The 12,190-nt window shown below is 69.2% G+C and carries 12 protein-coding genes and 1 pseudogene; 10 read left to right on the top strand and 3 right to left on the bottom strand.

The features are described from left to right. A pseudogene (locus AB0H83_RS50595) lies at positions 1 to 499 on the bottom strand (hypothetical protein); the annotation flags it as partial. Then, positions 496 to 1,812: a helix-turn-helix transcriptional regulator gene (locus AB0H83_RS50590; protein WP_360110811.1), complete on the bottom strand. Its 1,317-nt coding sequence runs from the start codon at positions 1,810 to 1,812 to the stop codon at positions 496 to 498. The gene AB0H83_RS50590 and the pseudogene AB0H83_RS50595, both read right to left, overlap by 4 nt. A gap of 509 nt (positions 1,813 to 2,321) precedes the next feature. Between AB0H83_RS50590 and AB0H83_RS50585 the strand changes: the two genes are divergently transcribed. The 7 genes from AB0H83_RS50585 (at position 2,322) to AB0H83_RS50555 (ending at position 8,011) form a co-directional block, all read left to right on the top strand. Beyond that, positions 2,322 to 2,480 carry a hypothetical protein gene (locus tag AB0H83_RS50585; protein ID WP_360110808.1) on the top strand — a complete coding sequence of 53 codons (159 nt, stop codon included), beginning with the start codon at positions 2,322 to 2,324 and terminating at the stop codon, positions 2,478 to 2,480. 177 nt (positions 2,481 to 2,657) lie between these two features. Then, on the top strand, positions 2,658 to 2,897 hold the full coding sequence (locus tag AB0H83_RS50580) for a hypothetical protein (RefSeq protein WP_360110805.1): 240 nt from the start codon (positions 2,658 to 2,660) through the stop codon (positions 2,895 to 2,897). Between the two features lie 161 nt (positions 2,898 to 3,058). After that, positions 3,059 to 4,501: an APC family permease gene (locus AB0H83_RS50575; RefSeq protein ID WP_360110802.1), complete on the top strand. Its 1,443-nt coding sequence runs from the start codon at positions 3,059 to 3,061 to the stop codon at positions 4,499 to 4,501. Between the two features lie 80 nt (positions 4,502 to 4,581). Continuing rightward, entirely contained in the window at positions 4,582 to 5,595 is a 1,014-nt protein-coding gene (locus AB0H83_RS50570) for an acetamidase/formamidase family protein (RefSeq protein ID WP_360110814.1), read from the top strand. Positions 5,596 to 5,601: 6 nt separating this feature from the next. Next, positions 5,602 to 6,312: a GPP34 family phosphoprotein gene (locus AB0H83_RS50565; RefSeq protein WP_360110799.1), complete on the top strand. Its 711-nt coding sequence runs from the start codon at positions 5,602 to 5,604 to the stop codon at positions 6,310 to 6,312. A gap of 302 nt (positions 6,313 to 6,614) precedes the next feature. Then, positions 6,615 to 7,151 carry a hypothetical protein gene (locus AB0H83_RS50560; RefSeq protein ID WP_360110796.1) on the top strand — a complete coding sequence of 179 codons (537 nt, stop codon included), beginning with the start codon at positions 6,615 to 6,617 and terminating at the stop codon, positions 7,149 to 7,151. Then, positions 7,148 to 8,011: an SAM-dependent methyltransferase gene (locus tag AB0H83_RS50555; protein ID WP_360110793.1), complete on the top strand. Its 864-nt coding sequence runs from the start codon at positions 7,148 to 7,150 to the stop codon at positions 8,009 to 8,011. Before AB0H83_RS50560 ends, AB0H83_RS50555 begins: the two co-directional genes overlap by 4 nt. A gap of 25 nt (positions 8,012 to 8,036) precedes the next feature. On the opposite strand, the gene AB0H83_RS50550 is transcribed toward AB0H83_RS50555, so the two are convergent. Then, positions 8,037 to 8,240, bottom strand: a complete 204-nt coding sequence (locus AB0H83_RS50550; protein WP_360110790.1) for a hypothetical protein — start codon at positions 8,238 to 8,240, stop codon at positions 8,037 to 8,039. A 208-nt stretch (positions 8,241 to 8,448) separates the two neighbouring features. On the opposite strand from AB0H83_RS50550, the gene AB0H83_RS50545 reads away from it, so the two are divergent. From AB0H83_RS50545 to AB0H83_RS50535, 3 genes are all read left to right on the top strand, one after another. Next, positions 8,449 to 8,811 (top strand): hypothetical protein, encoded by a 363-nt coding sequence (locus AB0H83_RS50545; RefSeq protein WP_360110788.1) that lies wholly within the window; start codon positions 8,449 to 8,451, stop codon positions 8,809 to 8,811. A 113-nt stretch (positions 8,812 to 8,924) separates the two neighbouring features. Continuing rightward, positions 8,925 to 9,827: a trypsin-like serine protease gene (locus AB0H83_RS50540; protein WP_360110785.1), complete on the top strand. Its 903-nt coding sequence runs from the start codon at positions 8,925 to 8,927 to the stop codon at positions 9,825 to 9,827. 801 nt (positions 9,828 to 10,628) lie between these two features. Next, positions 10,629 to 11,435 carry a hypothetical protein gene (locus tag AB0H83_RS50535; RefSeq protein ID WP_360110782.1) on the top strand — a complete coding sequence of 269 codons (807 nt, stop codon included), beginning with the start codon at positions 10,629 to 10,631 and terminating at the stop codon, positions 11,433 to 11,435. Positions 11,436 to 12,190 lie beyond the last annotated feature (755 nt).

The following is a 12,190-nucleotide window of genomic DNA, read 5'->3' as shown; positions in this document are numbered from 1 at the left end:
CGGCCCAACCAGAATCAGCGAATTCGTCAGGGCGGCACTCGTCCTCACCCACTTCGAGCACCGCTACCTCAGCAATTCTTGCTGAGATCACCTCATTGACCGGTTCCCAGGGCTGGATTAAAAGGCCGACGCCTTCAGCGTCCGGGTCAAGTGGTCCCAGGTTCAGAGAGAATGGTTGGAGTCCGGCGCATTGGCGAGTGACGGCGGTGATGATCGCAGCAAGGTCATCCGCAGACACCTCGTCGGTGAAGCCGACGCCCTGCGTAGTGAGGTGCAGCCCTTCGAGCGGGACAAGGTCCAGACCGGGTAGCCGGAGGTGCTCCTGAGCAGTGGTCACGAGTTCGGTGAGCTGTTCTTCGCCGGCGAAGGTGATGTGCCAGGTGTAGAACTGCCGATCTGCGTTCCAACCCGGTCGCCAGTACCAATGGTTGCGCAAGGTCAGAAGCTCGCGGTAGGCGCGCCAACGCTCGTCAAAGCTATCTCGTTCTGGAGATGTCATGGCCTAGATGGTATGGCTGGCAACGCTCGACGGCCCCGTTGCTCGAGGAGGCCTGCCACCCGCCGCACAGCGATGTGGCCTGACCATGGTCTCGCGCCGACGAGGAACTCACCGGTTCGCTGTGTCACGGATTCGAAAGCGTGACCGGACGTCAACGTCAGCGCCTCAACTGCGACAGCGCACGCATACTCCAGGTCGACCTCTTTGCTCGGCCGCTGGAGTTCAGCAGTTGCCAGGTCAAGCCGGCTGAGCGCACGGGGTCCATGCAGCTCAGCGCGGTCGAACGCGGCCAAGGACAGCTGTGCGTGAGTCCTGGCGTCTTCGTGTCGGCCCAGAAGCAGGTAGGCGGTTGCTGCGTTTGCAGCCGCACGAGCCTCGCAATACGGTTCCAGGGCAAGGCTCGGACTGACCGCATCGCTGCTGCGTGCTTGCAGTGCTGCAAGGCCACGCCCGACGGCATCGTCGACGCCCCAGACATCGCCCAGACGCGCATGGGCACGGGCCTCACCGTTGATCGCGAGGCGAACGGCCTGCGGTCCGCGAGGTGAGCGAGCGTATCCATCGCGGGCGAATGCCAGTGCATCGTAGTACTGCCCTGAGTAGTAGGCGATTAGGCTCTGACTTGCCCGCACCCAGGCATGCAGATCAGGTTGCTGTACTGCCTCAGCGAAAGCGAACGCCTCGGCGCCGTAGTGACCCGCTACCGTGAACCGCCCTACATCCAGGGCGAGCACACCGTGAATGCCGGAGAGGAGTGCAGCAGCCGCATACAGTCGCTCGCGCTGCCGTGGCAACTGCCGCTTGTTCAGCAAGCTTTGCACCCGGGCGCGTAGTCCGCGAACGTGGCGGGCGAGTTGTAACGGCGGCCGCTGTTCGTAAGTGTCGATGACGGTGCGTATCTCGGCGTCGACGTGGGACAACACTACTTCGTCGATGTCCGTGTCCACAGCAAGGCGCCGCCGATGGTCGATGGTTTCGACGGAGTCGAATATCAAACCGTCGTCGAGGATCCGTGTCTTACTACGGACATCAGTGGTAAGGGTTGTCGTCTCGTGTGGGGCAGCACCCAGGTGGGCATCCGGATTGGTGACTGGGGCAGGCGAGACGGGTGCACTCTCGAACCAGAGCAGATGCGGTGGGATATCGAGCAGTCGAACCCAGAAACGCAGGCGATCGATGTGCAGCTCTGGTTTACCTGTCTCCATGCGGCTGATCTGTGCCTGAGACATGCCCGCCCATTGCCCGGCGATCTCCTGGGAGATTGGGGCGCCGTGGTGAGGATGGCGGCGGTATGCAGCGATGATGTTTCCCATGTGCTGCCGACGCGCTGCTTCCTCGATAGCCGGATGGCTCCAGAATGTTAGCGGAACCGCCGGTGGACGTCTGCGCAGCTCGTCGATCAGTGGTTCGCAGGATGCGCAGAACTCACTGGTGTTGTCAGAGGCACGTGGGGACCGGCACCGAGCGCAGCGACGGCCAGCCGATGACGACATGCAACTTCCTTACGCTGTGTTGATGTACATGATGCACCGATCATATCGGCAGTATCCCGAGTCTGGAATGATCAACTGGTCGGATTTGTTCACGATTCCCTCGCGTGTAGGGCGTCGATGGACTATTCCTGCGCGATATGTAGCGAGGCATTCCTGTCGCCCCGGTTTCATCGGAAGCGGCAGGCGAGAGGGCGCAGTCGCGCATGGATGGTGCGGTGTGCCGTCACCTGGACCGAATTGTCCACGACTGCCGCTTGCTGCGGTATGACAACTTGCGCATGATCAATATGTCGGGCGGGATCCTTCCAGCGCGCGGCTAATCTGGCTAGATGTCGATCATGCGCTATTGGTCGTGGGCATCGCTCGCGTTTGTCGTCAATGATGCATTGCGTTCAGGAAATCGCTCGATCGCCGCCACAATTAGCGCTGCGATGCGAGCTGCCGAATGGTGCAGGACAGGCCATGCGCTGCTGAAAGAAGTCTGTTGAAGTGGAGGCGGAGGAGAGTTCGTGCGAGGTAAGGGCTTGCTGCAGGCCGCGCTGGAGTCTGAGAGCAGGCGCTCGTGGCGAGCGTCTGCCGGTAGCTCTGAGCTGCCCGGCAGGTGCCCTCCAGCGCCGGGGTTCAGCCTTGCGTCGCTGTTGGTGTGTGACAACTGCGACCGACGGTTGCAGCCGTCGTACGAGACCGCCGGTGGCCGTGCCTATGTGTTCGGGTGTGGCTGCCGCCGGGCGGCGGTCGACGCCGGGCTGGTCGAGCGGCTCGCGCGGGATCGGGTCGAGGCGGAGTCGGTGGATCTGGTGACGGGTGTGCCGCCGGAGCGGCTGCGGCTGGTGTTCGAGGGCCTGTTCGTGCAGGTCCGTGTCGGTGGGTCGCCGGATGAGCTGGAGTTTGTCTGGCGGGTGTAGAGGCTTCTGGTCGCTGTCGCTGCGTGGGCTGGGGCGGCGACCAGATTCCACCGTTCACGTAACGAGGCAAGGAATTGGCGCGTCAGGCGGTGACGCGCGGATGGGTCATGCCCGCTGGCGGCTGGCCGGGGGTTCACGAAATCGATTGGGAGGACGACGACGTGAGTACGACACAGCGGCTGCCGGTTCCGGCGGGTGGGGTACCGGAGCAGGGGAGTGGCGGGTATCGGCCGGAGTTGCGGCGGACGCTCGGGTTCCGGGACCTGGTCGTGTACGGCCTCGTGTTCATGGTGCCGATCGCCCCGTTCGGCATCTTCGGGTCCGTGTACGCCGCCTCCGGTGGCATGGTCGCCCTCGCGTACGTGGTGGGGATGGTGGCGATGCTGTTCACGGCGGCGTCGTACGCGCAGATGGTCAAAGCCTTCCCCTTGGCCGGCAGTGTCTACAACTACGCGGGCCGGGGGATCGGGGCGCCGGTCGGGTTCCTGGCCGGGTGGGCGATCCTCCTCGATTACCTGCTCGTGCCGAGTCTGCTGTATCTGATCGCGTCGGTGGCGATGCACGCCACCGTCCCGGCGGTGCCGGTGTGGGCGTGGCTGGTCGGGTTCGTGGTGTTCAACTCGGTCGTCAACGTGCGCGGGATCCGGATGACGTCCCGCGTGACGATGGTCATGCTCGCCGGCGAAGCGGTCGTGCTGGTCATCTTCCTGGCGACGGCCGGGATGGCGTTGTTGGAAGGTAAGGGGCACGGGTCGGTGTGGTCGCCGGTGTTCAACCCGGGCACGTTCACCGGTGCGGTGGTGGCCGGTGCGGTGGCGGTGGCGGTGCTGTCGTTCCTCGGTTTTGACGGCATCAGCATGCTGTCGGAGGAGAACCGTGGCGGCGCCGCGCAGATCGGCCGCGCCATGTACGCAGCGCTGGCCCTGGCTGGGCTGCTGTTTATCGCGCAGACGTGGGCGGCGGCGCTGCTCGTCCCGGACCGGGACGGGCTGCTGGCGAATGGGGATCCGGACGGGGTGGCGTTCTACGACGCGGCCCGGGTCGCAGGCGGGCCATGGCTGGCGACGCTGACCGCGGTGGCGACGGCGGTGGCGTGGGGTGTGGCGAACTCGATGGTGGCGCAGGTCGCCACGTCCAGGTTGCTGTTCGCGATGGCCAGGGACCGGCAGTTGCCGAGCTTCCTGCGCAAGGTGTCGATCAAGCACGGCGTACCGGCCAACGCGATCATCCTCACCGCGCTGCTGTCGGTGGTGATCGGCCTGTACATGGCATGGCGGTCCGACGGCATCGCCCTGCTCTCCAGCCTGATCAACTTCGGCGGGTTGTGCGCGTTCCTGGTCCTGCACGTCGCCGTCGTGTGGCACTACCTGATCCGCAACAAGTCGAGGAACCTGTGGTCGCATCTGCTGCTACCGGCGGCCGGATTCGCGATCCTCACGTACGTGGTGATCAACGCCAACGTCGCCGCGCAGCGCCTCGCGCTGATCTGGCTCGGTGTCGGTGTCGTCGTCCTGGCCGGCCTGTACGCGGCGGGTCGCCGCCCGACGCTGTCCGGCATGCCGACCCTGTCCGCGTCGGCGCCGGCATCCAGGGACGCGGCATGAACACCAGCATGAACACCAGCACGAACACCGACATGCACACCGCGGGCGGGAGCGGTGCGCTGCAGGTCGTCGAGTATGTGATGACCGAACCGGACCTCACCTATCAGTTCGGCGGCCGGTACCCGATCGCGGAGGTGCGGCCCGGTCAGGTGCTGTGCACCAGCACCGAGGACTGCTTCACCGGCGCGGTCCTGTCGGTGGATGACCTGCCGTCGAAGGTGTGTCAGCAGTTCAACCCGGTCACCGGCCCGTTCCTGGTCCCCGGTGCCGAACCGGGCGACACCCTCGCCCTGCACTTTGTGGAGATCCGCCCGGCCCGCGACTGGGGTATGTCGGCGACGTTCCCGCACTTCGGCGCCCTCACCGCCACCCACGCCACGGCGATGCTGCACCCGCCGCTGCCGGAGGTCGTCTGGCGGTACGACATCGACAACACCGCCGGTGTGGTCCGCTACCGGGCCCGCCGCAGCGACTACGCGGTGGAGTTGCCCCTGGATCCGATGCTGGGCACCGTCGGTGTCGCCCCGGCCGGCGGTGAGGTCCGGGCCAGCATCGACGTCGCGGCGCATGGCGGGAACCTCGACACCCCCGAGCTGCGGGCCGGGACGACGCTGTACCTGCCGGTGCACGTGCCCGGGGCGATGTTCAGCCTCGGCGACGGCCACGCCCGGCAAGGCCAGGGTGAGGCGTGCGGGGTCGCGGTGGAAACCGCCATGCACGTCACCGTCGCTGTCGACGTCCTCAAAGGCGTCCACACACCCTGCCCACGCATCGAGACCGACCACCAGCTCATCTCGATCGGCGCGGCCCGACCCCTCGAGGACGCGTACCGGATCAGCCAACGCGACCTGATCACCTGGACCGCGCAGCTGACCGGCCTCGACCTGCTCGACGCCTACCAGCTCGTGTCCCAGGCCGGTCGTGCCGCACCCGGCAACGTGTGCGACCCGCAGTACACGATGCACGCCGCGATCGACACCACCGTCCTGCACGGCGCGACCGGCTACCACGGCACCCACCAGCGCCTCCGCGACCTCGCCCGCGTGGTCACTCGCGGATGGTCCGGGGACTCCTCCTGCGGGATGATGCGGTGAGCGACGATGATCCACGCGTTCGGCGACCCGCCGCCGACGGTCCGGCAGCCGTTGCGGGTGGAGCTGTACTTCCTGGCCCACAACGACGCCGGCGAGCCGCTCGCCCATCAGCGGGCACTGTCCGTGGCGTTGGCTGGGGCGGTCCTGGCGGACCTGGCCGCGCCGACCGCGCATGTGCAGGTCGTCTACGGTCAGCTGCTGGTCCGCACGCGGCAGTTGACCGGCGACCCGGTCGCCGACTGGGCGCTGCGGGTCCTGCACGCCCACCGCACCCCACCGTTCGCGCACGACGCCGACCGTCCACCGCTGATGCTGCGCGACGCGCTGCGGCAGCTCGCCGTCGCCGCGTACGAACGCACCCGCGACGGGCTCCTCGCCGGGGACCTGGTCCGTGAAGCCGTCCGCCGGCGCCTCGTCGGCACGAAGGTCCGCACGTACCCGCCGACCGACGACCGGGTCATACCCCGGGTCCGAGGCAGGCTGCGCAGCGTCCTGACCGGGTTCACCGACCCCGACTGGCAGACCGACGCGCTCGGCGGCCTGGTCCGCGCACTGGACCTCGTCTCCGAGCTGTACCTGGACGAGTCCGACCACGACATCCCGGCGCTGCTCACCGGCATGGTCCACCGTGTCGGGCAGCAGTATCCGGCGGTGCGGGAGGTCCTCGACGCCACCGATGAGCTCGTCGCCGAGGCGGCCATATCCGTCTACGGGTGAGCGCACCCGGTCTACGTCGGCGCGCACGTCGGCAATGGCCAGCCGATGCCGCCGGCCAGTGCCCGGCCGAACTGCACGCCAGGCTCCGCACCTGGCCACTGCTCCTGTTCGCAGGTCGGGCAGCCCTCGGGAGGTACTGGACGGGCGGCGGCGCACCTCCACCGCCGAAGGTGGCTGCCGTCTCCGCGGGGTGGCCCGGTCTCGCGCCTCCCAAGGCTGCGGCCGCCCCGCCCCTACCGCACACACCCGACAACTGCCCCCTGCCCCCTGACCCCTGCCCCCTGACCCGCGGAGGAGACCAGATGGCCACGCCCGGCGATCACCGCACCGTGCCGCCGTTCCATCTCGTCACCGCAGGTTCCGACATGGCGCGGCTGTGCGCCGAGACCTGCATCGAGATCACCGCTGGGTACCCGCTGCGAGAGCTGGTCACGCCGACCGCGACGAGCAGCGATCTGTTCCGCAACGACCTGACTGACCTGGTCGGCGCGGCCACCGCGGGTGGCGCCACCGATTGGTGCGACGACCGCAGCGCCGTGGCGTGCAGCCTTGCGGACCGAGCTTCGCCGATGTGTGGTCAGGCCCGCTCGATCAGAGTCATGCCAGCGGCCGTTGTGCTGTTGGCGGCGGTGCTGCTCGTGCTGACCGTCCTTGCTGTCGTAGCGGGCGCCGTCGCTGCTCACCGGCGGCACCTGACCGCACCCGGCCCCGCGACCGCGGCGGCGACGTCACCGGCCGCCGGCACCGAACGTCGCAACGGCTCCACCGAGACCCCCACCACCGCGACCGCCGCAACCGCGGCGGCGTCCGCGTCGGCCGTGAAAGGCCCGAACCCGTGACCGACAAACGCACCCCGCCCCCGCACCGCGCCGATATCCATGCCGATGCCGCACCGCACATCGACACGTCGGTGCCGCACCCTGCCCGCCGCTACAACTACTGGCTCGGCGGAAAGGACCACTTCGAGGCCGACCGGGTCTCCGGCGACGCGATCGCACGCGCCTACCCGAGTGTCCGCATCGCCGCGGTCGAGAACCGCGGGTTCCTGCTGCGCGCCGTGAGGTTCCTCGCCCAGCACGGCATCAGCCAGTTCCTCGACGTCGGCGCCGGCCTGCCCGGCCCGGTCAACGTCCACGACATCGCCCAGCAGGTCGACCCGACCGCCCGGGTCCTGTACGTCGACAACGACCCCATCGTCGGCTCCCACGCCCGCGCGCTGCTCACCGGCGACCCGCACGGCCACACCGACTACCTCCACGCCGACGTCCGTGACCCGGCCAGCATCCTCACCAGCGCCACCCTGGCCGCCACCCTGGACCTGAGTAGACCCGTCGGGTTGCTGCTCGTCGCTGTCCTGCACTTCCTGCCTGACCACGACCGCCCGCACGAGCTCGTGGCGCAGCTGCTGCACCCGCTCGCCACGGGCAGCCACCTTGTGCTCAGCCACGGCACCGCCGACACCTGGACCGACGACCAGCGCGCCGCCCTGCCCGGCCTCACCGCAGGCGACGCCGCCCCATACACACCCCGCAGCCGCGACCACATCACCGACCTGGCCGCCGGCCTGGACCTCGTCGAACCCGGGATCGTGTCCGTGGCTGCCTGGCGCGACGACCAGCGGACCGACACCGACCGCCCCAGCCACGCCGACGTCAGCTGCTACGGCCTTGTCGCCCGCAAACCCGGACGGCTGCGGTGACCGCGACCGCCCAGCACCGCGACGTTCATGTGCACGCAGGCGCGGTGATCCGCGACCCGGCTTCGGGCAGACCGGCCGCGACGGCCATGGCGGCTACGGCAGGCGCTGCGCGGCGCTCGGGCCGCACCCGGCTGCCGGGTTGCAGGGCGCGCGGCACCGGCGCGATCTGGGTTGCCGTGCTGGCGGCAAGCGCGGCAACGCATCCCGCCGCCGGTGCCGCGTCGGCCACGGCGGCTCCCGATGCCGCAGCGGCCGGCGACAGCGGGTGCCGGGGTGCCTGCCAGCGCACTCGTCAAACCCTCTATATGCACCCCGCTGCGGTATCGGAAGGACCTACCGCTATGGCGAGAACGCCGCGTCGGCGCCCACAACCGGGTCGGCGGTGCGCCCGCCCAGCATGGCCACGGGCCGCGGCGCTCACCACGCTGACGCTCGCCGTGCTGATGTTTGCCGGCCTGCTCGCGGTCCGGGCTTCCGCCCTGTTCCGCGACGGCCGCACAGTCCAGGACGGGTTGGTTCGGGCCGGGTCGATATGGGTGCTGCTGCCGACCAGGCACACGGCGATCGGCGACCGGCTGCGCCACGGCTGGCGCTGGTACGTGCGGCTGTGCCACGGCCGGCCCGGCACGGCGCAGCTCAACGGCCGGCGCCACCCGGTGGACTGTTCCAGCCTGGTGACCGGCGTCGGCCCCGCCGTTGGCGCAGTCCAGGCGTTCAACCGGCCATCGGCACGGCCCGGCGCACACGGTACCCGCCGCTCGGCCATCCCGCGCCCGGCCAGGCCGGGTACCAGCGGCTGAACACCGCCGTCCGCGCCGGGGATCGCGAAGCCCGCCGCACTGCCCGGCGCCTGCAGACAACCCGGCATCGTGCCGGGCCGCATAACCCAACCCCAACCCAGAAAGGCGCTGTCTTGAGAAGCCTCGCAAGGTCGATGATCGTGGCGGTCACGCTCGCCGGCACCGTCGCCGCCGCAGCCGGCCCGGCCGCGGCGATCGTCGGCGGGCAGGACGCCACCCAGTCCTACCCCGGCACCACCGTCGTGCAGACCTTCTACCCCGGTGCGGGCACCGCCCTGTGCGGTGGCGCTCTGATCCAGCCGGACGTGGTCCTGACTGCCGCACACTGCGTCAGCGACGACGCGGCCGCCCCCCAACCCGTCGCGGTACCGGCCGGCAACATCACCGTGCGGGTCGGCAGCAACGACCGCGGCAGCGGCGGGCAGCAGGTCACCGGCCGGAGGGTCTTCCTGCCGCCGGGCTGGGCCTGGGCCGCGAACTGGCCCGCACCGGTGTCCGACTACGCCCTGATCGAACTGTCGCAGCCGGTCCAGGCGCCGCTCATGCCCCTCGATGACCTGCCGGCCGGCGTCGGCGACCCCGTCCGGCTGCTTGGGTGGGGCCTCACGGACTTCCCGCCGACGGCGGGTCCACCGGCCCTGCTGCAGGAACGCGACACCGTCCGGCTGCCCGCCGCGGCATGCGGCGGCGGGTTCATCAGCGCCGGCGAAACCTGCGTCGGCGGCGGCGCCTGCTACGGCGACTCCGGCAGCCCAGCCGTCCGGAAGACCATCAACCCCGCGGTGGGGACGAGTCCGCGCTGGGTACAGGCGGGCATCGCCAGCCGGGAGACCAGCACCGAGCGGCCCTGCTCGGAGCCGACGGTCTACACCGACCTGACCTCGATCCGGGTACGGATCTGGGTGTGGACCACCATCCGCAACCGGCAACCCCAGCCCTGCACCTGCGCGCCGACGGTCCCGGACTCCGCCGCCCAGACCCGTATCGACCTGCTCAAACCGAAAACCCTTCGATAAGGCCGGTCACAGCACAGCAGTAGGCCGGCACCACAGCAGGCCGGGTCGCCGGTCGGCGGGCAACCCTTGCCGACCGGCGACCCACCCATCATCACGGCGTATCAGCCCGCACCGCTCCAGTGCGAGCGCTCCATCAGATGGACCCGCGAGACCGGCGCTGACCCCCGGACACGATGGGGCAGGCACATGGCGAGCCTGGCACGACTGGACGCGGCTGCGCGGCGTGGACCCGGCGGTCTCGGCATGCTGGTCACCGTCACCGTCACCGCGTCGCTGCGCGCCTGCGACCGTCCCGCCGCCACGCCACTGCTGGACCACACCCGCCCATTGGTCCGCATCGGCGTGCGGCGCTTCCACCCGGCCAAACGGGCCGACGGGGCAGTGCTGCTGCCGGCCGCGCAGCCACGACCCCTCGACCGGCACCACCGGGTGTGTTCACCGCGGCGACGCACCGACCACCCGCGACGAGCACAGGAACCCCTCGCACCATCGCATCGTCGTGGACGACCTGGTCTGATCGCCGTCCGCAGCCGAACCAGACGCCCCAGACGCCTCGTCATCCATCGAAAGGAAAAACCGACCGTGCCGGCCCTTGCCCACCCGACCACGCCGCTACTCGCCCAGCCAGCCGTTCACCGCAGACGAGAAATCGTGCTCCCGCGGGCCGGGTGGTTGCCTGCGGACGCGACCAGTGTCCTCGCTGTCGCGATCCTCACGGCGAGCGCGGCGCTGCACCCCGCGGCCGTCACCACGACAGCCGCAACACCGCCCATCCAGCCAGGTGCCCGGGCGGTTGCCCAGGTGACGGTGCAGGACGTCAGTGTGCCCAGCGCCGAACTCGCCGCGATCGCCGGCCGGCTGCAACCGGCACCCGTCGACCAGGACATCGGCCAGATCGACTACATCGAATTCCGTGTCGGCGGCGACCCGTACGAGACCAAAGGCGGCTCGCCGATGACCTACGCGCGGCTGCAGGCATGGGCCGGCCCGGGCGGACAACACTGGACCCGGCGCCTGCGGGAGGCTGCCGGAACGCCGGTCTGCGATCAGGCGTTGGAAGACTTCATCGACTTCCGTGACGACAACCCGGCGTGGTTCGACGTGCCGCCCGACGACCCGGCCGCCCTGGACCGGTTCCTCCTCACCAACCCGTTCCGGCCGCTTCGCGGCGACACCGCCGACCTGTACCTGCTGTTTCGCATCAGCTGGCTCGCCCAGGTACACGTGCCCACCCTCCGGCAACGCCAGACGACCCTGCGGGTCCTCGCCCGCCACCCCGGCCTGCACGTCCAGACCGGTGTCCGGGACGACACCGGCCGGCCCGCAATCAGCGTCAGCGCCGTCGGCGTCGAACGCGATCCGCTCTACCGCTACGCATCCGTCAAGCCGGTACGCCGCGTCCTGACCTTCGACGCCGGTACCGGACTACTCCTCACCGAAACCCTGTACCGGGAACCAACTGTCCTCGCCCCCGGATCGCGCACGCCGCCGCCCGACGGCTCCTCAACCATCCTGGACCGTGTCGTCTTCGTCGACCGCCAGCGCGTCACGGACCCCGCTGGCCCGACCCTCGGCTGCCCACTGCACCCACACCCGTTCGACCGGTAACACCCAGTCCGTCGACCAGCGCCCGCATTGGCATACAACCACTCCGGGGAGGCGATCAGCATCCCGCTCGTCTACAGCTCCGTCTGGGACGCGCCGCTGGACCCGTTCAGCCTGGCCAAGCTCGTCCCGTCGCTGATACAGCTGGTCCTCGGCGTTGCCGCGGTCGCCGTCCTGGCCCGCATACGAGACCGGCCGACGATGTGGCGCCTCACCGCACTTGCCGCAGCCGCGTCCGTTGTCGGCAACGTGATCCTGGCTTTGTTCATGAGTTCCGCACCAGATGTCGCTGAGTTTCGGCACCACCGAGATCTCACCTCTCTCGATGTACGCGAGTGTGGGCGCCACCCCTCTACAAGGACCGGCTCGCGTGTCGTTGCCGGGGTATCACTACGCACGGTAACGGGTTGATGGGGACAGGGCGCGCCTTGTCTGCGGCATGAGCGGGTACGTGATCAAGCATTGTTGGTCGGCTGTGAGCAGGCCAACTACCCGTCCGCCCCCGGGTTGACGTCGAGACCGGCTGGTCGAGTACCTCAATGTCGACAACGGTCGTGCACGTTGGGTCCAGGCTGAGCCAAATAACGTCGACACCATCTCGTTCGAGTTGGGCAAGGTACGGCCCCGCCGAGCCGGTTGGCGCGGTCAGCAGGTTGTTGCAGATCTCTGTGCAGGTGCAGCGTCCGTGGTACCGGAGGTCGCCGACCGTGCCAGCAAGAGGATGGTCGGGATCGTCGAGCTTCAGCAGTTGGTCGATC

The sequence above is a fragment of the Dactylosporangium sp. NPDC050688 genome (assembly GCF_040654515.1).
In the GTDB taxonomy this organism is placed as follows: domain Bacteria; phylum Actinomycetota; class Actinomycetes; order Mycobacteriales; family Micromonosporaceae; genus Dactylosporangium.
Note: the sequence above shows the minus strand (reverse complement) of the source record. Positions and strands in the feature narration are given on the sequence as shown.

Excerpts from the sequence above, each read along its gene's own strand:
- AB0H83_RS50590 (WP_360110811.1), bottom strand. The coding sequence starts at position 1,812 with ATGGGAAACATCATCGCTGCATACCGCCGCCATCCTCACCACGGCGCC.
- AB0H83_RS50585 (WP_360110808.1), top strand. The coding sequence starts at position 2,322 with ATGTCGATCATGCGCTATTGGTCGTGGGCATCGCTCGCGTTTGTCGTC.
- AB0H83_RS50570 (WP_360110814.1), top strand. The coding sequence starts at position 4,582 with ATGACCGAACCGGACCTCACCTATCAGTTCGGCGGCCGGTACCCGATC.
- AB0H83_RS50565 (WP_360110799.1), top strand. The coding sequence starts at position 5,602 with ATGATCCACGCGTTCGGCGACCCGCCGCCGACGGTCCGGCAGCCGTTG.
- AB0H83_RS50560 (WP_360110796.1), top strand. The coding sequence starts at position 6,615 with ATGGCCACGCCCGGCGATCACCGCACCGTGCCGCCGTTCCATCTCGTC.